Source organism: Martelella mangrovi (assembly GCF_040545495.1).
GTDB classification, from domain to species: Bacteria; Pseudomonadota; Alphaproteobacteria; order Rhizobiales; family Rhizobiaceae; genus Martelella; species Martelella mangrovi.
The window spans coordinates 23,893-49,223 of record NZ_JBEPLY010000015.1 but is presented as its reverse complement, the minus strand read 5'-3'; the positions used below and the strand labels follow the sequence as shown (position 1 = coordinate 49,223).

Annotated in this window: 22 protein-coding genes; 10 read left to right on the top strand and 12 right to left on the bottom strand. The window is 60.1% G+C overall.

Translation table 11 applies throughout. From position 1 onward, the window contains the following. Positions 1-45: 45 nt before the first annotated feature. The gene (locus ABID12_RS17885; protein ID WP_354435483.1) at positions 46-393 is read left to right on the top strand and encodes a hypothetical protein; all 348 of its coding nucleotides are present in this window, start codon (positions 46-48) and stop codon (positions 391-393) included. A gap of 212 nt (positions 394-605) precedes the next feature. Here ABID12_RS17885 and ABID12_RS17880 read toward each other — a convergent pair whose 3' ends face one another. The 5 genes from ABID12_RS17880 to ABID12_RS17860 form a co-directional block, all read right to left on the bottom strand. Then, positions 606-1,853, bottom strand: coding sequence for a polysaccharide biosynthesis/export family protein (locus tag ABID12_RS17880; protein WP_354435482.1), 1,248 nt, complete (start codon positions 1,851-1,853; stop codon positions 606-608). Between the two features lie 292 nt (positions 1,854-2,145). Next, positions 2,146-3,735 (bottom strand): hypothetical protein, encoded by a 1,590-nt coding sequence (locus ABID12_RS17875; protein WP_354435481.1) that lies wholly within the window; start codon positions 3,733-3,735, stop codon positions 2,146-2,148. A 456-nt stretch (positions 3,736-4,191) separates the two neighbouring features. Beyond that, positions 4,192-5,466 carry a hypothetical protein gene (locus ABID12_RS17870; RefSeq protein WP_354435480.1) on the bottom strand — a complete coding sequence of 425 codons (1,275 nt, stop codon included), beginning with the start codon at positions 5,464-5,466 and terminating at the stop codon, positions 4,192-4,194. A 1-nt stretch (position 5,467) separates the two neighbouring features. Continuing rightward, the gene (locus tag ABID12_RS17865) at positions 5,468-7,012 is read right to left on the bottom strand and encodes a GumC family protein (RefSeq protein ID WP_354435479.1); all 1,545 of its coding nucleotides are present in this window, start codon (positions 7,010-7,012) and stop codon (positions 5,468-5,470) included. A 119-nt stretch (positions 7,013-7,131) separates the two neighbouring features. Beyond that, on the bottom strand, positions 7,132-7,746 hold the full coding sequence (locus ABID12_RS17860; protein ID WP_354435478.1) for a response regulator: 615 nt from the start codon (positions 7,744-7,746) through the stop codon (positions 7,132-7,134). Positions 7,747-8,375: 629 nt separating this feature from the next. On the opposite strand from ABID12_RS17860, the gene ABID12_RS17855 reads away from it, so the two are divergent. The 3 genes from ABID12_RS17855 to ABID12_RS17845 all read left to right on the top strand — a co-directional run bounded on the left by ABID12_RS17855 (position 8,376) and on the right by ABID12_RS17845 (position 13,007). Continuing rightward, positions 8,376-9,731, top strand: coding sequence for a WecB/TagA/CpsF family glycosyltransferase (locus ABID12_RS17855; RefSeq protein WP_354435477.1), 1,356 nt, complete (start codon positions 8,376-8,378; stop codon positions 9,729-9,731). 152 nt (positions 9,732-9,883) lie between these two features. Continuing rightward, on the top strand, positions 9,884-10,393 hold the full coding sequence (locus ABID12_RS17850; protein WP_354435476.1) for a putative pterin-binding protein: 510 nt from the start codon (positions 9,884-9,886) through the stop codon (positions 10,391-10,393). Positions 10,394-10,397: 4 nt separating this feature from the next. Continuing rightward, complete coding sequence (locus tag ABID12_RS17845) at positions 10,398-13,007, top strand: ATP-binding protein (protein WP_354435475.1); 2,610 nt, start codon at positions 10,398-10,400, stop codon at positions 13,005-13,007. Between the two features lie 263 nt (positions 13,008-13,270). Here the strand turns inward: ABID12_RS17845 and ABID12_RS17840 are convergent, their stop codons facing one another. After that, positions 13,271-14,503 (bottom strand): polysaccharide biosynthesis/export family protein, encoded by a 1,233-nt coding sequence (locus ABID12_RS17840; RefSeq protein ID WP_354435474.1) that lies wholly within the window; start codon positions 14,501-14,503, stop codon positions 13,271-13,273. Positions 14,504-14,717: 214 nt separating this feature from the next. On the opposite strand from ABID12_RS17840, the gene ABID12_RS17835 reads away from it, so the two are divergent. From ABID12_RS17835 to ABID12_RS17810, 6 genes are all read left to right on the top strand, one after another. After that, a complete protein-coding gene (locus ABID12_RS17835) occupies positions 14,718-15,989 on the top strand; it encodes an oligosaccharide flippase family protein (RefSeq protein ID WP_354435473.1) in 1,272 nt (423 codons plus the stop codon). Positions 15,990-15,991: 2 nt separating this feature from the next. After that, a complete protein-coding gene (locus ABID12_RS17830; protein ID WP_354435472.1) occupies positions 15,992-16,930 on the top strand; it encodes a glycosyltransferase family 2 protein in 939 nt (312 codons plus the stop codon). A 22-nt stretch (positions 16,931-16,952) separates the two neighbouring features. Further along, positions 16,953-17,948, top strand: a complete 996-nt coding sequence (locus ABID12_RS17825) for a glycosyltransferase family 2 protein (protein ID WP_354435471.1) — start codon at positions 16,953-16,955, stop codon at positions 17,946-17,948. 19 nt (positions 17,949-17,967) lie between these two features. Further along, positions 17,968-18,975 carry a glycosyltransferase family 4 protein gene (locus ABID12_RS17820; protein ID WP_354435470.1) on the top strand — a complete coding sequence of 336 codons (1,008 nt, stop codon included), beginning with the start codon at positions 17,968-17,970 and terminating at the stop codon, positions 18,973-18,975. A 174-nt stretch (positions 18,976-19,149) separates the two neighbouring features. Beyond that, a complete protein-coding gene (locus ABID12_RS17815) occupies positions 19,150-19,818 on the top strand; it encodes a potassium channel family protein (protein ID WP_106303173.1) in 669 nt (222 codons plus the stop codon). A 3-nt stretch (positions 19,819-19,821) separates the two neighbouring features. Then, a complete protein-coding gene (locus tag ABID12_RS17810) occupies positions 19,822-21,156 on the top strand; it encodes a TrkH family potassium uptake protein (RefSeq protein ID WP_354435469.1) in 1,335 nt (444 codons plus the stop codon). Positions 21,157-21,186: 30 nt separating this feature from the next. Here ABID12_RS17810 and ABID12_RS17805 read toward each other — a convergent pair whose 3' ends face one another. The 6 genes from ABID12_RS17805 to puuE are packed head-to-tail and all read right to left on the bottom strand — an operon-like array spanning position 21,187 to position 25,249. Next, positions 21,187-21,927 (bottom strand): metallophosphoesterase family protein, encoded by a 741-nt coding sequence (locus ABID12_RS17805; RefSeq protein ID WP_354435468.1) that lies wholly within the window; start codon positions 21,925-21,927, stop codon positions 21,187-21,189. A 5-nt stretch (positions 21,928-21,932) separates the two neighbouring features. Further along, positions 21,933-22,289: a hydroxyisourate hydrolase gene (gene uraH, locus ABID12_RS17800; protein ID WP_106302298.1), complete on the bottom strand. Its 357-nt coding sequence runs from the start codon at positions 22,287-22,289 to the stop codon at positions 21,933-21,935. Beyond that, positions 22,286-22,786, bottom strand: coding sequence for an ureidoglycolate lyase (locus ABID12_RS17795; protein WP_106302301.1), 501 nt, complete (start codon positions 22,784-22,786; stop codon positions 22,286-22,288). The genes uraH and ABID12_RS17795 overlap by 4 nt, the downstream gene beginning before the upstream one ends. 1 nt (position 22,787) lies before the next feature. After that, complete coding sequence (gene alc, locus ABID12_RS17790; RefSeq protein WP_354435467.1) at positions 22,788-23,819, bottom strand: allantoicase; 1,032 nt, start codon at positions 23,817-23,819, stop codon at positions 22,788-22,790. A gap of 3 nt (positions 23,820-23,822) precedes the next feature. Then, positions 23,823-24,317: a 2-oxo-4-hydroxy-4-carboxy-5-ureidoimidazoline decarboxylase gene (uraD, locus tag ABID12_RS17785; RefSeq protein ID WP_106302307.1), complete on the bottom strand. Its 495-nt coding sequence runs from the start codon at positions 24,315-24,317 to the stop codon at positions 23,823-23,825. Next, entirely contained in the window at positions 24,314-25,249 is a 936-nt protein-coding gene (gene puuE, locus ABID12_RS17780) for an allantoinase PuuE (RefSeq protein ID WP_354435466.1), read from the bottom strand. The genes uraD and puuE overlap by 4 nt, the downstream gene beginning before the upstream one ends. Between the last annotated feature and the right edge of the window lie 82 nt (positions 25,250-25,331).

The following is a 25,331-nucleotide window of genomic DNA, read 5'->3' as shown; positions in this document are numbered from 1 at the left end:
TTTTCCGCTATGGTGGCGACAGCAACCAATTGGGAGAGACAAGCAATGGTCAAACTGATTCATACAGCAGCGCTTGCGGCATTGGTCGCCCTCGCTGCCTGCCAGACGGCTCCACCGGAGGCGCAGGAAACGCCGCTACAGGAGCTGCTCGACCAGGGCGCCCGCGCCGAACTCGCAGCCCAGCGATGCGAAAGCTATACCAGCCTGCGGGGCGACCGGAAGCTCAGGGACGCCTCCGAACAGATCTATGCCAAGGCGAGAACGATGGGTGCCGACCAGTCCGACATCGATGCCGCACGGCTGCGCGCCCGCCAGCAGGCACAAATTCGTGACACGCTTGTGGGCAATGAACAGACCTGCGACGAACTGTCGGTGCTGCCGGCAGGGTATTGAGCGGCACGGCCACATAGCTTTGAACAGGAGCCGTTCCTGTTCACCTGATCAGAAAAGGCCGGCTGCAAAAGCAGTCGGCCTTTTTTATGAGAATTCCGATTCTGCGCCGCAGAACAGTTCAGATCAGCCTTTCGGTGTTCCTGCGGACCAGCGGTGAGAGACTATGGAAAATCTTTCCATAGTTTTCTCCACTCAAACCAACAGCTGAACCGTTAGTTCACGATGCCGTTGGCAGTCCCGAGGATCGAAATCGACGGCAGGACTTGGGAAATCAGGCGGTTCCAGTTGGTGACCGGCTGACTTGCAACGAACACGATATCGTTCGGGCGCAGCTGGAGTTCCGTGGCCAGCAGCAGATTTGCCGTATTCTGCGCATCGAGCGCCCAGGCCGTGATCCCCATCGCACCGCTTGAAGTATCCCTGTTCTTGCGCAGAACATAAATCCGGCGCGGATTTCCGGTAACCGGCTGAATGCCACCCTGCTCGAACATCGCATCGGCAAGTGATGCAGTGCGGTCGAACGGCAGCGGCCAGCGTCCCTGCGTCTTGACCTCACCAAAGACATAAACATAGTCCCGATCGACCGCATCCATCTCCACACGCGTCTGGAAGATATCACGCTGTTCATCCAGAACGTCGCGTTGGAACTTGGCGAGATCGAGCTCCTGGCGCATATATCCTTCAGCCAGCTCGACAGAATATTCGGTATCGACGAAAACACGGTCGCCGTTTTGAAGCAGAACCTTTGGAATATCGTTCTTGGCAAACAGCTTGTTTGCCGAAATCTGATAGGTCTGTTCGTCACGATAAAGCCGCACAGTCGCGTAACTTGGATCGGCAGCGACCACACCGCCTGCCGCCGTAATGGCCTCATCCAGATAAAGCGGCGTCAGAGTAATCGGCTCGAGTTGCGGCTGTGCCACAGCCCCGCCAACGGCAACGCGCTGCGAATTGAAGTCGGTAATTTCCAGATTGAATGTCGGATCGATCTGGCTTTGAACGAGTTTCTGGAACAAGGCGGACTGGGCCTCCTCCAGCGTCATCCCACCGATCGAAACACGCCCCACGGTCGGAATCGCAATGGCGCCATCGTCCTGAACAGTGTAGCCCTGGCGCGCATTCTGCGCAGCCAGAAGTCCATTGATCTCGTTCAGCGCGGAATCGGCGTTCGGGGTCGCCAGAAGCACCACATCTCCGACACCGATCCTGTAGGCTTTCGGTTGCTGTACAGGCGGCAGTTTTGTTGGCACGGCGCCGGGCCTGGCCTGTGGCTTGTAGGCCGAGATGCTCGGCACGGCCGAACTCTGGAGCGTCGCCGTCTGGTCAAAAACAGACGGCAGGGAACGCGGCGTATACGGCGTCATCGCGTTTGCCATCATGACATTCTGGCTCGTTACCGGCACCACCTTGACCACCGAAGTTTCGCCGACGACAGGACGCACTTCGGAAACATTATACAATGCACTGCATCCGGTCATCATGACCGCGGCAAGGATGAGGGTGATGAAACGCAATTGAAATACTCCGAATTGCTGCGACTTGCCCCGAAAGTTAAAGCTCAAAACATATCACCCCGCTGGAGACAAGCAGATCGCCCGGCAAGAATATAAAAATACTCAAGAACACATAAACTGAAATTGACCCTGCCCCTGACTGAAAACACGCGGGGCCGAATAACATCATTATCTTTTTCTGCCGCAACCAGTCGCCGACATCGCGCTGCCCTGGAAATACGGAACATTTTAGCCTCCCTTAATACGCAAATCTCAACGTGAGTCCATAGCGCGGGTCGTCCTGCGCAAGCATTGTGCCGACTCCGTGAAGACCTGTTGCATTTGTGGCATAGACGTCCGCGCTGAACGGCGTGCCGTTGAGGTTATAGCGCGCACCAGCCGACCAGATCGTGTCGCCGCCATCGGAAACGGCCGTGACCTCGCCCAGCAATTCAAGATCGCGGAACGGGCGCACGGAAAGACCACCGCCGACAGCCCACAAACGCTCGGAGTCATAAGCAGCGAATTTCGATTCCAGCGTCACGCTTGCCCTGTCCGAGAAGGCAAGGCTTGCCGGAAGCGCGCCGTAAAGGATACCCGTTGTCGGCTTTTTGAAATCACGTCCGGCGAGAACCTGAGCGGACAGCGAAAACAGATCGCCATATTTCTGGTCCATCAGGCGGAGCTTGCCGCCGAACATATAGGACCATTCATCGTTCCACACGCTCCGCGCCTTGCCGGCAGCGCCTCCCGCAGGATATTGCGAAAAAATAGCGTCAAGCTGGAGATCCTGATCCGGGCTGAAGGCGAGATGGATATCGCGAAAATCGCGGTCTCCGATGCCCGCCTCGACCAGAAAACGCCCCGGCGTCAGTGTATCAGCACTTTGCAGTGTAATACCGCCAATCTGCTGGCGAAGCTCCAGGTCCGTGACAGGGCTCAGCATGTCAACCCGGTAACTGTCGAAATAGACATCACGCGTCGCCGTGCCGACAAACGGCGTGTAACTCAGGCGGACACCATAGGCGATATCATCCGATTCTGGAGGAAAGGCAATGATACTGGTTGCCGGCGTCATCCCCCATCCATTGGTGGCGAAAATGTCCACTGCGGCCTTTGGCGTGACGGCAAGCTTGACGCCCGCCATCCAGACCGGTTTCGTCTCAAGTCCACCACTGCTCGACAGGGTATTGCCGTCGGTAGCGTAGGGCAGCATCACCGTTGCATAGGACTGCAGCCCGGTAACCGGCTGCCAGGTCAGACCGGCGCCGAGATATGGCACAGTGCCGAAATAGGGCTGGCCGTTGATGCTGTCAGGCAGGAAGGAAACACCCGGCGTCACATGCAAACGCAGCGAATCCGTCACGGTGAGGCTGATCGGCAGTTGCAGGCTGCCGGCAAGGTTCAACGTTCCGTCCCCGTCATTCTCATAAAGGTTTCCGGAGAGGAAAACGCCCTCAAGCGACCCGAAAGCCGCCATGGAGAGCCCGTAACTGTCGAGCAGGCTGTATTTGACGCCGCCGCCGCCAGCCATAAAAGTAAGATTCTCATCACACAGGGCAGTGCCGCACAATGGCGGGTCGTCGAACACATGACCGAAAGCACTCACCTGAAAGCGATCGGTAATCGCCCAGTCTGCCCGTCCTTCATAGACCTCCGTACCGGTCGAATTACCGCCCAGTGTCTGATGCGAGCCGAATTGCAGATAGACAGCCCCTTTGGGCAGAAGATATCCGGTTTCGAAACTCGAATAATTGGTCGCCATCATTTCGATCGGCGTTTGATCGAGAAACAGCGCACCGGGCCCTTCAAGCACCTGCGCCTCGGCAGACCGCGTGCCTGTCGTCACAAAAGTGCTGCCCCAAACGGCAGTAAGTAAAACGAAACCGGCCAGGTCCGATATTCTGGGCATAAACTGCCATTTCCCGATCATGAAATAAACTAAAGAACCGGCGAGACGATAGCCTATTAACAACTCCTAAACAAGCGAACGGACCGGGTTTGCGGACGTTCTGTCTGCTCGGTTAAACTCATAGTAGAAGAGCGGCTTACTAACGATCGGATAACCTTCCGTAACAAGCGTTCCCCACACTATATCAGCATCCGGTCCAAGTATTTTTCCACACCCCGACCTCCTGCGACATATACGCAGGGCAGGTATCGGCGTGCGTGGCCAACCGGGCGCATGTATCATTTTTGCAATCTGTAAACCATAAACTCAAAACCACCCGAAAACGCAACCAGACCGCGCGCTATGTGTATTTCTGCGGAGCGGTCCGGCGCGAAAACAGGCAGTATAGGGGCTTCAGGCGCGCGCCTGACCCCGCATCTCGCGTGCATGAATACCGAGCATCATCAGCGCCGGCCACATGAGATAAGCTTCGATCTCGATATTCTCGCCGAAGCTCAGGACAATCATCACGAATACGACCGAAAGCGGCAGCCGCCCGCGCGGATGACGCACGCAGTCGACGAGCACGATGAAGGTCTGCGCCAGAAGCGGTACCAGCATGGCCAGAAAGCCGGTCAGACCTTTTACGAACAGGAGACCATACCAGGTATGGTGGGAACCGATCGGCATGTATTCCACCAGATGCGGCCCTGGCTGCACGGTGCCATGGCCGAACCAGTAGGCTTCCGACCAGCGCTCATAGGCAATGCGCTGCAACGCCTCGCGGACACGGGTGCTGTCGGCACGGGCATTCTTGAAGGCATAGATGCCGCCCTGGATCATGGCGAACACCGCGCCGCCGAAAATCGCCATCAACGTCGCAAACGCAGCCGCCATCCGCCAGGCATAGACCTTCGCCACCAGCGGCAACATGCGCGGACCAACCGTGCAGACCACAACGCCCACAAGGCTCATGCGCGACTTGGTGAGCATGATCATGGCAAGACCCGCGACGATGCCGCAGGTTTTCCAGAAAGGCTGTTTTTCTTCCAGCGCAAAGGCGACCATGACGATGCCGAGCAGACCGGCAAAGGGCGACCACGGCGCATAAAACTGCCAGCGCGGCGTCCAGGTCGACGGGTCGAGCGTGTAGAAATAGACCGAGAAATATTCCGGCCCCGGACCGCCGACCGCCTTGAGCGGTGAAACGAAAATCCGCTCTGGCAGACCGATATACGGCGCGGCAAACATCACCGGCAGCAGGATCAGCGTCCACAGGCCGATAACGCACTGGCCGCGCACCAGCACTTCGCGCCGCACCTGAAGAACAGCACCGGCCAGCGGAAACAGCGCCAGCAGCGCCCAGCCCTTGGCCCAGCCGATACTCGACTTGATGGTCTGCTTGAGGCCAAGACCCCACTGCAGATGACCGCCCCAAAGGGCGATCAACATCACCAGCATACCTGCAATCCACAGCCAGACGATAAACGGCACCGGGCCTGCCGGCCTCAGCGATGGCCTGAGCGCCGGCCCGAAATAAAGCGCGATCACGGCAAGCGCGAACAGCAACCACCCCAGGACCGGCCCGACCACGTAGAGCGCGCCGAAGGCGTAGAACAGCCAGGTGAAGACCAGCGTCTTGTAGACGATGGCCTCCGGGAGGTTTTCGGGCGGAAATGAAAGGCTCATCTCACTTGCCTTCGGTAAAGAGCCTGACGGCCCGGCCAAGGATCGGCTGGCGGATCCACGCAAGAAGCAGGCTGAACAGAGCAAATGCACTGCCCGCAACGCCGCCGGCAATCGCGATCTTGATGTTCGGCGAGGTCGGCTGATACTCAATCGACGGACTGCTGACGACCTGCACCATCGGATAGGACGCAAAGATATCCGACTTCGCCGTATTGATACGAGCGAGCGCTGATGCAAACACGGCCTCGGCTACCTTGTATTCACGCTTCAGCGCATCAAGCCGCGCAGCAGAGGCTGACAATGCACGCACACGCGCCTCGCCACGTTTGAGCGTTGCCCGCATGGAGAATATTTCCGCGGAGAGGCCACGCGCCTCGGCGGACAATGTAACCAGGCTGGACAACAGCCCTGCCCGCTGGCCATCGGCCAATGCATCGACTTCACCGGCAAGCTCCAGTGTATCGAACCCCGCCAGAATGACACCCCGGCCGGAAAGCTGACCACGCAATCCGCTGACACGATTGTTCGCGCCAACGACTTTCGGATGTTTCGGGCCAAAATTAACGGTCAGCTTGGCCAGGGCCGCATTGTCACGGGCCAGATTATCGGCAAGCGTAACATATTGCGGATCCGCGCGCAGCTTGAGGATGATTGCCGCGATTTCCGGCGTGGTTTCCAAGGTCTGGCTGAGTGTCGCGATCCGCTGATCGAGCTGGTCGAGCCGGGCTTCGGCGGCCGCGACTTCCAGCTGCAGGTCCTCGTTGTCGGCAATAATCGCGTCATACTGTTCGTTCGATTTCAGGCCGCTTTCGTGCTGCAGATCGGCAATCGCCTTGCGGGCGTCCTCGACCTTGTCCTGATAGGCATCGATGGCATTGACGACCGAACTTTCGCGGCGAGCGATCTCATCATTGCGCAGCGTGTCCAGTTCAAGGAGAAAGGCATCGAGCAGCGCCTTGTTGCGGGCGCGGGCCTGTTCCGGCGAACTGCCCTTGATGGCGACCTGAATGAAGCTGGTCTGGTCGAGCAGCTTGATCCGCGGCTTGCCGAAAGCCGCCGGATCATTGCCCAGCGCATCGGCCGCACGCTCAAGGACCTGCGGCGATGACAGCAGGCTCTGATAAGTGACAGTCGGGCTCAGCGTCGAACTGGAATAGGCCGAGTTGGCCGAAGAGGACGCCTGGCCGATATCGGAAAGGTTGATGGACGTCGAGGCGCCGGCACCCGGCAGGATCAGCGCCATATCCGATGAATAGGTGAGCGGCGCGTAGCGGACGTAGCTGATGACCGGTGTCCAGATGGCGGCCAGCATGATTGCCCCTAGCAGCACATAGCGCGGCAGACGGCCGGAATCGTCCAGCTTGCCGCCGCTGGCGACACGCCAGAGGCTGAGCCTGCCTCCGCGGCTGAGGTGCAGAAGACGCGGAACGGACAGGAAACCGCGCACAACCGCCTTCACGCCCCGAAAACCCCAGACAAAGGGCGTGAGCATGCGCGACATACGGCCTGCGGACTGCGAATTCTCTTTAGAGCTGCTGGTCTTCATCAAACGGTCCCCCGGTTCGAGTTCGCGTTTTTAATAAAGACTTCCCTGTGCCATCGTGCCGGCACGATGGCACTAACCGCACGCCCTTTCGCGTTCATCGCTACCCTTTGGGATAGGGTTCAGAACAGACCGGCATTCTTGGCGATCATCGCCGCCATCGTGCGGTTGCGCGCATCCAGCTTGCGGCAAAGCGTCTTGACGTGAAGCTTGACGGTCACTTCCTGGAGATCGAGCGTGCGCGCGATTTCCTTGTTGGAATGGCCTTCGACAAGCCCTTTCAGAACCTCCATCTCCCGCCGGGTCAGTTTTTCCTCCAGCGGATGGGTCGTCTTTTCTTCCTTTTCCGTCATGAACTGCACCGGCGCATATTGCTCGCCGGCTGCCATGAAGCGCACCGCATGGATGAGCGACTTTGCCGGAAGGCTTTTCGGCAGAAATCCGGCCGCACCGGACGCCAGCGCCTCTTCCGCCACATCGCGCGAGGCGGTGCCTGAAAGGATGGCGACAGGACTGCCGAAATTCAGGTCCCTGGCTTTCGCAAGTCCCTCCAGACCATTCATCCCCGGCATCGCGTAGTCGAGCAGCACAAGATCGAACGGACCTTCCTTGTTCATCAGGTTGGCCGCGCCGTCAAAGTCGGCCGCCACGGAAATGCGCAATCCCGGCTCGTTCGACAGAAAGGCAGATATGGTGTCGCGCACCAGTTCGTGGTCGTCCGCTATCAATATCTTCATGAGCTTCCCCTTCTCATGACCTCTGCCTCAAAGTTCACCCATAACTTAAAAAGGTATGACCTGTCACCGTCGCCCGGCATCGATATAGCCTAGAGCCCTTCAGGTTTATATGGAATCGTTCTGCGGCAAGGAATTTGCACCAGAACCAAGGGCTTTGGCGCAGGGCATAGCCGAAGCTATGTCCAAGCCGAAGACCGCCGGTAATGGTGCAAATTCATGCCGCCCAGTTCAGCGCGCTTGACGCGCTGAACCGACTAAATCGCGGGCGTGTTCATTCCATGATCTGGAGATCATGGAATGCCGCCCTTGCGGGTTTGCCGAAACCGGCCCTCCACTTTGTCTAAACCCTTCGCCATAGCTATGGCTATGCCGCGCGGGCTTCTTCGCGTGGAATGACCGGTTTGGGCAAACAGAACTGTTTCCATATAAAACTGAAGGGCTCCAAGGGATAGGCTGGTTCGCGTGAATATGCCCTTTGGATAGGTGTGCCATCCGAAAGCAGCAGACAACGTTGCGGGCGCGCAATCTCCTATGCTTCCTGGCGTAAAACATCACCTTACTCGATAAGGCGCAGGCCCCGCGCTTCCGACATCTTCTCCCCAACAACAACACGCATGATGGAGAGGCAGATGGCCGCTTTCAAAACAGTTTCGCTCTTCGGACTTCCGATTGTTAGCGCTACCCAGCAGGAGGCGGTCAGCGGCCTGCTCGAGGCGCCGCAGGAAAAGCGCACCGCCGCTTTCCTGAACGCCCATTGCATGAATACCCATAAGGACGACGCATCTTATCGCTGGGCCGTCAGCAAGGCGGATTACCTGTTGCCCGATGGTTCCGGCATGAAGCTTGCAGCCAAGCTGCAGAAAAAAGGTTTCGAGGCCAATCTCAACGGCACCGACCTTTTCGTGCCGCTGTGTCGGGAAGCCGCACGGCTTGGCCGTTCAATCTACTTTTTCGGCAGTCAGGATGGCGTTGCGGATGCTGCGGCCACGCGCGCCGGCGAACTTGCGCCCGGCCTGAAGATTGCCGGCACCCGCCATGGCTATTTCACCCGTGACGACGAAGCCGGCATCATCGACGCCATCAACCGTTCGGGCGCCGATATCGTGCTTGTCGCGCTTGGCGTGCCGATGCAGGACGTGTGGATTGCCCGCAACCGCCACAAGCTCAACGCCGGCATGGTCATGGGCGTCGGCGCTCAGTTCGATTTCTGGTCGGGCCGGGTCACCCGTGCGCCTCTGCTCTTCCGCAAGGCGGGATGCGAGTGGGTCTGGCGGCTGATGATGGAACCGAAGCGGATGGCCAAACGCTATCTCGTCGGCAATTTCCGTTTCGTTTTCAATGCCTGGCGTGAGGCCCGCACGGTGCGCGCCGGGGCGACGGCTGCTGCAAATGTTCGCGGCAAGCGCCTGCTCGACATTGCCGTTGCCTCATCGGCACTTTTGATGCTGTCGCCGCTGATGGCCAGCACGGCGCTTGCCGTGGCGGCCACCTCGCGGGGGCCCGTGTTCTTCCGTCAAACCCGTGTCGGCGAAAACGGCCAGACATTCACCATGCTGAAGTTCCGCTCGATGTACCGCGACGCAGAAGCCCGCCGCGCAGCATTGCTGGAAACCAGTGACCGCGAAGGCATCTGCTTCAAGTCGCGCAAGGACCCGCGCGTCACGCCTGCCGGCCGGATCATGCGAAAGCTTTCGATCGACGAACTGCCGCAGCTGATCAACGTGCTGAAGGGTAATATGTCGATTGTCGGCCCGCGCCCCGCGCTGCCGCAGGAAGTTGCCGCCTACGCGCCGGAAGCCATGTCGCGGCTTGCCGCCAAGCCGGGCATCACCGGGCTCTGGCAGGTTTCCGGCCGCGCCGAAATCGGGTTCGAGCGGATGCTGCAGATGGACAATGCCTATATCCGCTCGCGCAGTATCGTCCTGGACCTGACCATTATCGCGCTGACGGTGCGCGCGGTCTTCTCCGGGCGCGGCGCCTACTGAAAACAAAAGGTCCGGCGCGCGATCCAACGTCACGATCGCGTCGCCGATCCTATCCTTCCGTATAGCGCAACCACGCTTGTTTGCCCATCAGCCGGAGCGGCTTGCGCGTAAAATCACAATATCAATTCCGCAAACCTGGAAGGTTGCTGATCATGTTCCAACGACTTTTTCTGACCGCAGTGCTGACGCCGTTTCTTCTGATTGCGACCGCATCGGCCGAGGACCTGCCCGCACCGATGGGCCGGGTCATCCTGACCGTTTCGGGCAATATCGGCGTGACCAACGCCGACGGCGCGGCCGAATTCGATCTCGCCATGCTGGACGCCCTGCCCCAGACCCGTTTTACGACAGAGACGATCTGGACCGACAAAGCGGCTGAATATTCCGGCGTGGAACTGTCGGCGCTGCTCGAGGCCGTCGATGCCGACGGCTCTCAACTGCTGATGACCGCGCTCAACGACTACGCAATTGATGTCCCGGCATCAGAGGCCGTTTCCGGCGGGCCGATCCTGGCGACGCGGGTTGACGGGCACCCTCTTTCGGTGCGGGATAAAGGACCGGTCTGGGTGATCTATCCCTTTGATGACAAGCCGGCCTACAAGACAGAGATCACATATTCGCGTAGCATATGGCAGTTGAAGTCGATCGAAGTGGAAGACTGATCTGATGCAGGAACAGGCTGGCATAGCCGCCCGCGACCGCAAACCGAGAGACTGGAGAGGCGTTTACGTCGCCGCCGGTCTCTTTTTGCTGGCGGTGACGCTGGTGCTGAGCCTGCTTGCTGCACAGCTGATGCAGGAACTGGCGCGTCTGCGCTCGGCTTCGACCGACAATGTCCAGTGGCAGATGGCGCAGGTCCAGGTCGAACTGCTGGTGCTGGAAAGCGCCGTCGACGATGCGACCCGGAATCCGACACCCGCAACACTTGACGAGCTTCGCCAGCGCTTCGATATCTTCTACAGCCGGATCGACACTTTGCGGCGCGGATCGGTCTTCAGCAACGTCACGCGACAGGCGGGTGCCCGGCAGACCCTGAACCGGATTACCGATACGCTCAACCGCGCCATTCCCCTCATTGACGGACCCGATGACGCGCTCGCCAGCGCCCTGCCGACGCTCAAGCCGACACTGAATGCAATGCGTGACGACGTCCGCGACATCGCGCTGACCGGCGTGCGCCTTCTGGCCGCGCAATCCGATCAGGACCGGCAGGCCTTTTCCAGTCTTTTGCTGCGCACCGGGCTGGTTGCAGCCGGCGTTATGGCGGCCATGTTTCTGGCGCTGTTCCTCGCCGTCTGGCAGTTCCGCATTGCGCGGCTTCGAACCGAGGACCTGCAGACGCAGAACCTGCTTTACGAAAGCGCGATCAACGCCTCGCTGGATGCAATCATCGTCTCGGACGAAAAAGGACGCATCCTCGATTTCAATCCCGCCGCCGAACAGCTTTTCGGCTACAAGCGCGAACATGCGCTTGGCGTTACGGCGGAAAAGCTGATCATCCCGAAGGAGGATCTTCAGCTTCACCGGGACAGGCGCGTCGAGTTTCTCGACCGGTTCCGCGGCAGCGAAACCAACCTTTCCGGACGGCTGGAAATCAACGCGATGCGCGCTGACGGCGAAGTCTTCCCGGCGGAAGTGTCGGTCGGCCTGATCCGGCGCGGCGAAAGACGCATTATCGTGACCTATATGCGCGACATTTCCGAACGCAAACGCGCGCAGGACAATCTGACCCAGGCACGCGACGATGCCGTGGCAACGGCAAAGGCGAAATCCGACTTTCTTGCCGTCATGAGCCACGAGATGCGCACCCCGCTCAACGGGGTCATGGGCCTGCTGGACATGCTGAACGAAACCCGGCTGACCCGCAAACAGCGCGACTATGTCGAAACGGCCATCGCGTCCGGCGAAATCCTGCAAAGCCATATCGACGATGTCCTCAACATCACCCGCATCGAAGCAGGCGTCACCCGGCTCAATCCGGTTCACTTCGAAGTTCTTCCGCTGATGACGGAACTGAAGAAAATGAACGATCCGGCAGCGCAAAGACGCGGAAACACCATAGAGATAAGGACTGCGGAAGAAGCAGCGTTTTTCGATCAGGACCGCCACGCCCTGCGTCAGGTGCTGATCAATCTCGTCGGCAATGCCGTGAAGTTCACCGAAAACGGCACGATCCGGATCAGCGCTCTCCCATATGACAAAGAAGGCTGGGTCGAGTTTTCCGTCAGCGATACCGGCATCGGGATCAGTGAAGCGGATGTTTCACGTATTTTCGATGACTTCGTGATGCTGGACCCATCCTATAAACGGACGGCGCCCGGTTCGGGTCTCGGCCTAGGAATTTCGCGCCGGCTTGTAGAACTGATGGGCGGCGAAATCGGCGTCGAAAGCGCGCCCGGTCAGGGCAGCCGCTTCTATCTGCGCCTGCCGCCGCTTGCGGTGTCGGAACAGCGCCCGGTGGAGGTCGAAAAAACCGAAAGCGCGCCCGTACCGCTCGAACAGGCGGGACTTTCCGTCCTGCTTGTCGAAGACAATGAGACAAACCGCTTCGTGGCACGTGAAATGCTGAAGAAGCACGGTTGCCGGATCGTGGAGGCCCATGACGGCATCGAAGGTGTCGACAAGGCCGCAGCCGAGCGCTTCGACGTGATTTTCATGGATGTCAGCATGCCGCGCCTCGACGGGATCGGCGCCACCCGTGCCATCCGTGAAGGCAACGGCCTGTCGCGCAATGTGCCGATATTCGGTCTGACCGCCCATGCCCTGCCGGATGAGCGCCGCAAGCTCGAAGACGCAGGCATGGAAGACTGCATCGTCAAGCCGCTTCGAAGCGCCAAGGTGCGGGAGGTGATCGGCATGTTGATGCGCCGGCGCGAGGCTGCCGACGACGCATTCCCCGATGACGATGAGGTATCGGATGATTTCAATCTGATCGATCATGAAACGCTGGCGGACCTGACCGAGGCACTGCCGCCCGAACTGTTCCAGCGCCAGCTTGAACGGTTCAAGACGGAACTGGCTGAATCGGAGTCAAAATTCTGCGGCGATACCGAGCAGAACACCGACCTCGAAGACCTCGCCGCCTGCGCCCACAAGATGGCGGGTTCTGCCGCCGTTTTCGGCGCAATTGCCCTGCGGGCCACATTGCTGGATGTGGAATCGGCGGCAAAGCACGGCGCGCGCGAACAAATTGTCCCGCTCTGCGCCGCCGCGCGTGAAACGGCTGAAAGAACGCTGAAAGCCCTGTCGGAACTGATACCAAGAGTCAATGATTAGGACTCATATGATGCGCGCTGGAATGGTCGTCCGAGTAGGAAAATACCGCAGAGCGATGCTCAAGCATCGCGCGAGGATTTTGACGCCCTCGGTGGCCATTCCAGCCGCACCCTTTCAGGGCCGAGCGCTTTTGAAAGCCCGCGTCGTTGAAAATCCTCGCCGTAGCGACGGCTACGACTGCGGTTTTCGCCTAGCCGGCTTTCAAAATCGCTCCGGTCATACGCGTTCTAATCATTGACTCTTGGTATGACAGGCTGAAGCGCTCAGATGATCACGCCGAGCGCGCCGATAATCCCCAGCTTGGTGGCAAGGTCGGTAATGTTGATCACTGAGGAATCATAGCAGGCCAGTGCATCCCCCGGCATCAGATAGGGATCGAAATTGTCACGATCCCCGCGCCGCAGGAGTTCCTCGAGATTGCGTTCGATCACGATCGACTGGCCGGTGATGGGGTTACGGGTAAACAGCACCGCCGAGCGGTTGGAATTCGTCAGCCGCGTGCCACCGACGCAGTTGAGGCTGAAGACGGCCTGCAGAAAGCGCGTCCCGTAGCGCAGTTCGACCGTATCCTTGGAAATCGCGGCCTGGGAATTGGATGTGGCGGGCACCGCGAGATTGGACATGAACACCTTGACGCCCGGCGGCGAAACCGCCGACGGCGCCACCAGCTCTTCCTGGAAGCAGTGACGGCTTGGAATTTCGACCTGATCGCCTTCCAGCAGAACAGGATCGGGGTAGGCATGCCCGGTAATCACAGGGCGCATGTCATAAACTTTCTTGTGTCCGCCGCGCCAGACCGAGACCCGCGAAAGGTCGGCATCCGGGCGCACGCCGCCGGCCGATTGCAGGGCGCGCGCCAGTCGCCGCGCGCTGGTCCGCCCGCCGGCCGTTTCCTGCCGGAGCCGGTCCAGCGACGTTGCGGCAACCGAGCCGATCGTCACCGATCCCGGCTCGAACACGGCGCCGGCCACGAAGACACGCGCCGGCGCGAAATCCATCACGCGGATCGAGACCAATGGCACGGTGTTGTAAAGCCCCTCGTCAATCAGGGTCCGGCGCACGGATTCCTCAATGGAATCGACGGACCGTCCCTGGGCGCGGACCGGCGGCACATGCATCAGCCGCAACATGCCGTCCTGCGACACTTCGTATTTGCCTGAAATCACATCGTCGTCGGTAATCGAGATTTCGATCAGATCGCCCGGCGACAGGATGTCGATATCGGGCGGCACCATCCGGCTGCCGGGCGGCCCGAGCTTCTGGTCGGGCGCACAGCGCTGGGCATTCATCAAAACGGAAGATTTGCGCAGGCGTTCGGCCTCCTCATCGGAGGTCGTCGCCCGATACTGAGCCTGATAGCTTTCGCCTTGCTTGACGTTTTCGCTGTTTTCAATCGGCTCGAGCGTGGCACACCCTTGCGCAAAGGCAAGAAGCGACACGAGCGCGACGCGGCAGCAAGCCGTTTTCAGTCGGTTTTCCAAACGCTTTTGACCCATACTGCAATGCGGCCTTTTCCGCCGGCCGCTGACACACCCAATAATCACATGGCTCTACCGCCTGTCGCCTATACCAAAGGATAGGAAACAGAGCCGAATGTGCGTTCCGATGACCTTCGGCACCCCCAAAGACCGCCCTCCTTTCACTTATAAACCTAACACAACGAAACCCGACGTCCACCGCTTGAAACACAAGGCCGATACCAGGATGAACATGCTCAGACAGAAAATTGCTGACGCTGCTTCTTCGCCGCTTCTGCGCGGCGCTTCGGCCTATCTCGCGTCGGAGGCTGCCGCGAAAGCCTCCCGGCTCGCGGTCGTCGTCGCGATGGCCCGCTTCCTCTCCCCCGTGGAACTCGGCATCGCGGCGGCGGCCATGGCCGGCTCGGAAATCCTCAAATCTCTCGCCGAAAACGGCGTTGGCCAGCGCATCATCATCGCCGGCGACAACGAGCTTGACGCCGTCTGCAATCGCGCCCGCCAGATCTTCTGGGTCTGGTGCACGGGGCTTACCGTTCTGCAGATCGCAGTCGGCGCCGGTGTCTGGCTTGCCGGTGGCAGCATCATGACCTTCGCCCTGATCGCACTGCTCGGGCTGGAATATTTGTTCATGCCCGGCGGCCTTGTCCAGTGCGCCCTTGCCATGCGCAGGGGTCTGCTGACCCGCACGGCCGCGGTCTCCGGCGCACAGAATGTCAGCGCCAACCTGCTGACCGTCCTGCTCGTCGCCATATTCCCGAGCCCGCTGGCTGTGGTTCTGCCGAAGTTGATTTCCGCACCGGTCTGGCTGATCGGCATGCGCCGCCTGGTCGCCTGGAAGCCCGCACCCGGCATCGCGCCGGCCCCGCTTTCCGCCTTCACCCGCTTCGGCGCGTCGGTACTCGGCATCGAATTCGTGAAGGCTGTCAGGGCACAGGCCGACAAGCTGATCGTCGGCGCCGTCCTCGGAACGGAAGCGCTCGGCATCTATTTCTTTGCCTTCAATGCCGGGGTCGGTATCTCGACCTCGCTGGCAACCGCGCTGTCGACGGTCCTGTTTCCCTATCTGTCGACATCCGGCGACCGTATCGGTGCGCTCAAGCGCGGCCTCACGCTGGCTTTGACAGCGATAACAGTCGTCGCGCTGACCCAGAGCTTTGCCGCATCGTCTTATGTTTCGCTGGTCTTCGGTGCCAAATGGGCATCGGTTGCCCCGCTGGTCGCCATTCTCTGCCTGACGGCGATCCCGAACATGCTGTGGTCGGTCACCGCCCAGTGGCTGCGCTCCGGTGGCCGTGCCGATCGTGAACTGGCCCTGTCGCTGGTTGCCGGAACCATCATCACGGCGACAGCTGTTGTCGCGGCCCCCTACGGCCTGACGGCCCTGGCCTGGGCAACGCTTGCCGCCGCGACGATCGTCCAGAGCGCCGTTTCGCTACCGGTACTGTTTCGCGCTTTCGGTGTCCGCACCGTGGCCCATTGCAAACCCTCGTTTCAGGGAGCCTGATCATGACCAGATTTTCGGTTGTCATCCCTTGCTACAACGCCGCCGAAACGATCGCGGCAACACTGAACGCGGTTCTCGACCAGACCTTTTTTGATTTCGAGGTTATCGTCATCGATGATGGTTCAACCGACGAAACCGTCGCCATTGCCAGCTGGTTTGCCCAGCGCAGCAGACGGATCCGGATCGTACAGCAGGCCAATGGTGGCCCGAGTATCGCCCGCAACCGGGCGGTCTTCCACCACGCCGAAGGCGAGCTGATCGCCTTCCTCGATGCCGATGATATCTGGCCCGCCAACCGCCTGAATGTTCTCGACAGGCGGTTCGCCGAGACGAATGCCCCGGATGTTGCCTATGGCCGCGTTGCGTTTTTCGCCAACAGCGTTGCGGATGTCGAGACCTATTCCACGGTTTCGAACACCCCGCTGACGGTCGCCAACCTGATCGCCGAAAACGAAACCTGCACGATGTCGAACATTGTCGTCACGCGTGAAGCCTTCATCGCTTCCGGCGGCTTCAACGCGAACATCGTGCATGGCGAAGATGTCGAGTGGCTGGTGCGGCTTGCCGCCGGCGGCGCGCGGATCGAAGGGATCGACACGGTGCTGACCTTTTACCGCACGAGCCGGAGCGGCCTTTCATCCGATCTGGCGGCCATGCGCTTTTCCTGGGAAACCGCGCTTTTAACCGCCCGCCGGCTGAACGTTGCCCTCTCGCAAAACGAGATCAATGCGGCCGAAGCAACGCATCTGCGCTATCTCGCCCGCCGCGCGCTGCGGCTGGAAAGCACGCGCGGCACCGCGCTCAAGCTTGCACTCAAGGCGCTCTGCCTCAGCCCGCGCGCCTTTTTCAAACAGCCCAGCCGGGGCGTCCTGACCCTCGGCGCAGCCACTGTCGAAGCCCTGAGCCCGAGCGCTTTCAAGCGTCTTTCGGCAAACCACTGATCATCACCCGGAGAACGTCGCCATGAAAAACCTGTTTCCCGCCGCCAGCATCGTTGTTCCGGCCTACAATGCCGCGACAACCATTCGCGAAACCCTCGATTCCCTGCTCGACCAGACCTTCACCGATTTCGAGATCATCGTTGTCGACGACGGCTCCAGCGACAGTACGGTTGCCATTGTCAAAGGGTATGCCGATCCGCGCATTCGTCTGATCTCGCAGGCCAACCGGGGTCTCGCGGGCGCCCACAACACCGGCATCGCCGCCGCAAAGGGCGCCTATGTCGGCTTTTGCGATGCCGACGACCTGTGGCTGCCCGAAAAGCTTGAGCTTCACATCCGCCACCTTGAGGACAACCCGGATGTCGGCATCAGCTTTGCAGGGTCCAGCATGATCGATCGCGATGGCAAGTCCGTCGGCATCAACCAGTCACCGAAGCTGAAGAACATCACCGCGGCCGACGTTTTCTGCCGCAACCCGATCGGCAACGGCTCCGCCGCCGTTATCCGCGCCGCCGCACTTCAAGGCTTCGGCTATCGTCCGGCCGGAGAGACCGAGCGCGACTGGTGGTTTGACGAAAACTTCCGCCAGTCGGACGACATCGAAGGCTGGCTGCGTTTCATCGTCACCCAGGACTGGAAGATCGAAGGAATTCCGGGTCATCTGACGCTTTACCGCATCCATATCGGCGGCCTTTCGGCCAATGTCGAAAAGCAGTTTCAGACCTGGCTTGCCATGCGCGACAAGATCGCCCGGCTCGCCCCCGGCCTTGTCGAGCGCCATGGTGACCGTGCCGCCGCTTATCAGCTGCGCTATCTGGCACGCCGCTGTGTTTCCCTGCGACAGGGCCGCGCCGCACTCGGCTACGCGCTGCGTTCGCTGAAAGCATCGTACCGCCCGCTCATTGAAGAGCCGGTGAAGACCACTGTCACGCTCGCCGCCGCCGCCGTTATCGCGCTCGCCGGCGACGGCCTCTACGCCCATGTTGAAAACCGCCTTCTCGGCACCAGCAACGCCTGACCTTTGGGAGACCAGATCCATGACCATCTACCACCTCGTCGATGATGCCGGTTTCGGCGGTGTCAACCGCATGCTCGATCACCTCACCCGCGCCCTCGGACAGGGCGCCGGAGAACACAAGCTCGTGCGTGTCAAACGCGGTCAGCTTTCGCCGCCGCGCCTTGCCGATGCCAGCCATATCGTCTCGCATCTTTCGGTCTGCTGGAAAAACATGCCGCTGATGACGGCGCTGCGGGCCCGTTATGCCGAAACGCCGCTGGTCCATGTCGAGCACAGCTATTCGGAGCGCTTCGTCACCGCGCGTGTCGAAAACCGTGACCGGTTCGAAACCCTCCTGTCGGCAGCCTATGCGCTGTTTGACAAGGTTGTCGCCGTCAGCGCCCAGCAGGGGCAGTGGCTCGGTCGCAAATTTGTTTCGGGCAACCGCCTTGCCGTCATCGAACCCTGTGTTGCGCTCGACGACTTTTTCGCCCTGCCTGACAGGTTGCCGGCCGGCAAGACAGTCATCGGTGCAATCGGTCGTTTCGATAGCCAGAAAGGCTTCGACATTCTCATCGAAGGCCTGCGCCGTTCGAACCGGAAGGATATCGAACTGCATGTTTACGGCAGCGGCGCGGACGAAAAGCACCTGAAAAAACTGTCCGGCAAGGATCCGCGCATCGTGTTCAAGGGCTATGCGGAAAGCCCGGCGGCCGCCATGGCCGCGTGCGACGTGATCGCCATGCCTTCACGCTTCGAGCCTTACGGGCTGGTGGCACTTGAGGCGATGGCAGCCGGCCGTCCTGTGATTGCCTCGGGCGCCGATGGCCTTGCCGGGCATATCGCAAACGGTGCAGCCGGTGTCGGCGACAATACGCCGGATGGCTGGGCCCGTTTTCTGGATGAATTTGAAGTCAATACCTTTCGACGGGGCGCCGTATCCCGAAGAAAGCAGGCGAAGGAGGCAGAGCAAATATTTGCAGACCGCTGGCTGCAATTGCTCGGCGACCTGACGGAACACCCCCTCCGGTTCCAGATGGCCGCATAGAATCGTCCACGCCTGTCATGGGAACCCGCCGGTTTTGACCGGCGGGTTCTTCAGTATATAGACTGCCTGAAACGCTTGCACGCAATCGGCAAAGACCGTCGGTCCGCAAGACTTGCATTCCTGGTCGAGATGACGCTTTCTGCCGTCACTTGCCACAGCGGAAAGGTCAAAACCATGAAAACCCGCAGCTTCGCCGTGATCGGCCTCGGAACGTTCGGCAGCACCGTTGCCAGTGAGCTTGCCCGTTTCGGCAATCCGGTGCTGGGCATCGACATTGACGGACAATACGTGACAAGGCTGGCGGAAACGCTGACGGAAGCGGTGATTGCCGACGGCAAGGACGAAGTCGCGCTCAAGGAAGCAGGCGTCGCAGACTACGACGTCGCCATTGTCGCGATCGGGGAAGATCTGGAAGCGAATGTCCTGTGCACCATGAACGTCAAGATGCTCGGCGTCGAGACGATCTGGGTCAAGGCCCTCAACCGGACGCACCACCGCATCCTGACCAAGCTTGGCGCGGACCGTGTGATCCTGCCCGAGCAGGAAATCGGACAGCACATTGCGCAGATGCTGCACAATCCGCTTGTGCGCGACTATGTCAGCCTCGGAAACGGCTATCATGTGGTCGACTTCAAAGTGCCTGCCGAGCTCGACGGCAAGATGGTCGGCAAGGCCGCTATTTTCGAGAAATATAACGTCAGGGCATTGGGCGCGATGCGGGACAATCAGTATTTGTCCTGTGACGATGGCGACCTGAGACTGATGGAAGACGACAAGCTTCTCCTGCTCGGCAAACGCGCGGACCTGCGCCATTTCGGAGACGATCTGCGGGACGGAAACTGAGGCATGATACGCATCTACGCGAAACGCCAGACGCCGCACCTGGCCCCGCCGCTCGTCCTGATCCTCATCTATGCCGGCTGCATTATCCTTGGCACGGCTGCGCTGAAACTCCCCCTTGCGACCACCGGCCCGATCACATGGTCCGATGCCGCTTTCACGGCGACGTCGGCGGTCACGGTTACAGGTCTCGTCGTCGTGGATACCGGCAGCATTTTCACCGTTTTCGGTCAGGTTGTTGTCATGCTCCTGATCCAGCTCGGCGGCCTTGGCCTCATGACATTTGCCGTCCTGATCCTGTCCATGCTTGGCCTGCCGGTCGGCTTTACCCACCGTCTTTACCTGAAGGAAGACCTCAACCAGACTTCGGCGACGGACCTGCTGGCGCTGACCCGCATGATCCTCAAGGTCGTGCTATTATGCGAACTGGTCGGCGCCGGACTGCTGGCCCTGGTTTTCGTGCCCGAAGCGGGGTGGCGCGAGGGTCTCTGGCAGGCCCTGTTTCACGGGGTTTCCGCTTTCAACAACGCAGGTTTCGCCCTGTTTCCGGACAGTTTGAGCCGCTGGGTCGGCAACCCGATCATCAACCTGACCATTCCCGCCCTGTTCATCATGGGCGGACTTGGCTTCACGGTTGCCTCCGACATCTGGCGGGTTCGCAGCTGGCGCCGGTTCTCGCTGCACACCAAGCTGATGTTGACCGGCACGGTGGCGTTGCTTGTGTGGTCGGCACTTGCATTTGCCCTGATGGAGTGGACGAACCCCGGAACCCTCGGGGCGCTTCCATGGTTTGACCGGCTCTGGGCAAGCTGGTTTCAGGCCGCCACAACACGCACCGCCGGTTTCAACACCGTCGAGATCGGCAACCTGTCCGACCCCACCGCGCTGATGTTCATGACCCTGATGTTCATCGGCGCCGGCAGCACTTCAACCGGGGGCGGCATCAAGGTCACGACTTTCATCGTCCTGTTGCTGGCAACGGTCGCGTTTTTCAAACGGCGGGCCAATATTCAGGTCTTCGGGCGTGAACTCGGACTGGATCAGGTCATGAAAGTTCTGGCGCTTGCCACAACCAGCATCCTGCTCATCATGACCGCGATCTTCGTGCTCCTGCTGTTTCACGAAGGCGATTTTCTCGCGATTGCGTTCGAAACGGTCTCTGCCTTCGCCACAGTCGGCATGTCTCAGGGCGTCACAGGCGATCTCGACAATGCGGGCCGGGCCATCATCATGGTGGTCATGTTCATCGGCCGCGTCGGCCCGATAACATTGGGCTTCCTGCTCGCCACCCGAAAACCCAGCCGGATCGGTTATCCCGCCGGTACGGTCTATCTGGGTTAGGTCTCCGCGAACAACGGCAATTGCAGCGCTCTAATCCACCCGTCCCGTCGCAATCACCTTCACCCAATCCTCATAGCCGGCGTCGCGCGCCAGCGAGACCATGCGGGTCGTGTCGTAGCGGACCTGATGGAAGGTCGGTTGCCAGCCGGCGTCTGTCTTTTCGATGATCGCGTAACAGGCAAACGGGTTTGCCGCTTCCAGCTTGTGATCGACAGGCACGTTATAGGCAAAACCGGGGCAGCCGACAGAACCGGGATTGACGAGGATACGGCCCTCCGACAGCAATACCGAACGCGCGGTGTGGGAATGGCCGCACAGGATCAACGGATAGGAAATCCCCTCGGCCAGCGCTTCGATCTCCGCCTGGGATTTCAGCGCGAAATGGCCGGACGGCAACAATTCCTCGGTCCACATGACATCGTCTCTTTGCGGTGTCGCGTGGCACATGTAAACCTCGCCCTCGACCACCAGCGCACTCGGCATATCGCGGAGCCATTGCAGATGGGCTTCCGAAAGCTCCGGAAAGGCCGGTTTCTCCCAGTCCCCCATCTCGCTTTCCGGGCCTTCGACCAGCGCCCGGTCGTGATTGCCACGCACCGTCGGCAGCGACAGCGGCAAAAGCCGCTCGGCCGTTTCACCGGCGGCAAGCGGCGAGGACAGGCTGTCGCCGAGATTGACGATCGCATCCGGCCTGTGGCGCTCGAGATCGGCCAGCACGGCCTCCAGCGCATCGATATTGCCATGGATATCGGCGAGTGCGGCAATCTTCATGAGGTTCAGCTTCCGCGATAGGTGGAATAGGCGTGGGCGGAGACCAGCAGCGGCACATGGTAATGCGCCGTCACATCGGCAATCCCAAAACGCAGCGGTATATCCTCCAGAAACGCCGGTTCGGTGACCGCGGCGCCGGTGCGCCTGAGATAATCACCGGCGTGGAAGACCAGTTCATATTGCCCCACCTCGATATCATCCGATGCAATCATCGGACCGCCGTCGATACGCCCGTCATCATTGGTATGAACCGACTTGATGAAGGTCCGCTCCGCGCCGTTCAGGCGGTAAAGATCGATCTTCATGCCAGAGGCGGGCTGGCCGAGGGCGGTGTCGAGAACATGCGTGGTCAGGCCGGTCAAAACTCAGTCTCCTCGATGGTGAACAGGGCGGGGTAGATGTATTCCTCCAGATTGTTGCCGGGACCGTCCCGGTCGACAACCAGAAAATCACTCGTCTCGCCAAGCGCCATCAGCGGATGATGCCAGACATTGGCGCGGTAATTGACCCCCTGCCCGTTCTCGGCCAGGAAAACCCGCGGCTTGGCCGGCGTGCCGCCGTGATCCTCGGCGACGATGACGAGGAACGGCCGGGGCGAAAGCGGCGAAAAGCTCTGGCTGCCCAGCGGATGCCGCTCCATCATGTCCACCTGATAGGGAAACCGGCGCGGGCTCCCGCGAAAGATGTTGATGATCACCCCGGCATCGGTGCCAAGCGCCTCGCACCGCGCCAGCGCATGGAAACGCGTGGTCGTGCCGCCGTTGATGGACTTTGCCGTCGCCGGATCGGGCGCGATCACCGTGCCAAAGGGCGCGAAGGCTTCCGGGGTCAGTTTCTCAACGGGCAGCCTGATGCTCATCTCAACCTTTCACTCCGTAAAGACGCAGACGGCTGATCCCGCCATCGGGAAACATCGCCAGCCGTACATGGGTCACCGGGCCGATATTCTTCACCGCAGCGCCGGAAAACTCGTGAATATGATCGGCCTGCATCTTGGTCTGGTCCAGGATCGGCTCCCAGTTTTCCGAGGCCGTGATCTCTTCCGGCGTGAAAACGTCATTCTGATCCGGCAGATTGGCACCGAGCAGCATGCAGGTATCGGGGAAATTGCCCTTGAAGTGCGCGGTATCGACGACGATGCGGCGAATGATGCCCGGGTGACCGAGTTTGAGGATCATCCAGTCATGGCCGGGGCCGCGCCGGCGCGCGGTTTCCCATCCGTCGCCCATATTGACGCCGCGGCCGGGCGCCAGCGTGCGGTCGGGATGGCCGTAATGGGCATCGGACCAGTGCAGGGCGTGAGTGCCGCCGAAGATATAGGCGAGATCGACTTCCTCGCCGTCGCCGACCTTGTCCCAGTTGAAATAGGCCGAGCCATAGGCCCTGAGACGGGCAATACCGCCATCGGGATAGATATGAACCCGCAGATGGGTGAACACCTTCTGGCGCCGGTCCTGATCCATCTCGAAATAATGATGGCTGTCGGGACCGAGATCGGAACGGCTGAGGACCTCCTGCCAGTCGGCATTTCCGTCCGGCTCGCCGGTTTCCATATAGCAGCCCTCAATGGAACACTGCGGCGGATAATTGCCGGTAAAATGCGAGGTATCGACATCGAAACCGCGAATGCGGCCCGGCATGGCGAGACGGATGATTGCCCAGTCATGGCCGGGTACGCGCTTTCTGCGGCTTTCCCAGCCGTCCATCCACTTGCCGTGCTCGTCATATTCGCCGGGCAGGAAGACAGGAGAATCGTCTTTCAGCATACGCGCCAGCGGCGCAAAAAACTGGTCGGTGGCATAAAGCGCACGCGCGCCCAGACGGGCCGAGGCGAGGTTGATCGCTCCCACTGCAAAATCAGGCAGGGCCACACTCATTTCTTGTTCGGACATCAATTACTCCGCGAGAAGGGACTGCAGGCGGAACCCGGCGATTTTCTCGACCTGAAGACAGGCCGTCGCCAGTTCCTCCTCGGCGGAATTGTCGATTCGGCTTTTGAAGGCGGCGAGAATATCGTCCTTATTGAGTCCGCTGACTGCAATAATGAAAGGAAATTGGAATTTCTCTATATAGGCGGAATTGAGTTCCGTAAACTCTGTGTGCTCTTCCGGCGTGAGGCGATCGAGCCCGGCGCCGGCCTGTTCACGGCGGCTTTCCTCCGTCAGATCCCCGGAGACGGCAAGCTTTCCGGCAAGATCGGGATGCTTGCGCAAAACGCCAAGCCGCTCCGCATCGCTTGCCGCGCGAAACACCGTACACAGCGCATCATGCACGCCGGATGCCGTCAAAGGCTCGCTGACAAGCCCCTGATCATAGGCGCGTTCGGCAATGAACGGCGAATATTCGAACACGCCGCCGAACCGGCTGACAAATTCCGCGCGTGAAATCATGCCCCATCTCCCGCCGGCAGATGATGCTCATACCAGTGGCGGGCGATCTCGACACGCCTTGGAAGCCAGACCTTGTCGTGTGTCTGGACGTAATCGAGGAAACGCCTGAGGGCCGCCGCACGGCCCGGCTTGCCGACAAGCCGGCAATGCAGCCCCACCGACATCATCTTCGGCGCGCCCTCGCGGCCTTCCTCGTAAAGCGTGTCGAAGGCATCCTTGAGATAGGTGAAGAACTGATCGCCCGAATTGAAGCCCTGCGGGGTGGCAAACCGCATGTCGTTATTGTCGAGCGTATAGGGAATAAGCAGGAAGGGTTTGCCCTCGGGCGTTTTCACCCAATAGGGCAGATCATCGGAATAGGTATCGGCGGAATAGAGGAAGCCGCCCTCCTCCATCACCAGATCGAGCGTATTGACCGATGGCTTGCCCTGATAAAGACCATAGGGGCGTTCGCCGGTCACTTCGGTGTGCAGCCGCACCGCCTCGCGAATATGGGCGCGCTCGGTCTCGATGTCGAAATCCTTGTATTCCAGCCAGCGCAGACCGTGGCTGGCAATTTCCCAGCCCGCTTCCTTCATCGCCGCGACCGCTTCCGGGTTGCGCGCCATGGCCTGGGTAACACCATAAACCGTGACGGGAATTTTAAAGCCGGTAAAAATGCGCCAGAGCCGCCAGAAGCCTGCCCGCGAGCCGTATTCGTAGAGCGATTCCATGTTCATGTTGCGCTGGCCGGGCCAGGCATCGGCGCCAACGATCTCGGAAAGCAGGGATTCCGATGCGGGGTCGCCGTCGAGAATGCAGCTCTCGCCACCCTCTTCATAGTTGATCACGAATTGCACCGCGATGCGGGCATCGCCAGGCCATTTCGGATCCGGCGTGTTGCGCCCATAGCCAATCAGTTCACGCGGATATGCGCCAGTCTCAGCAGTCATTACACCCTCATTTTCATTTTTCGGCCGACGGTACTCCACCAGTCCGAATGCCGAAAGAGGAAAGGTGCAAAGGTCACAGAAA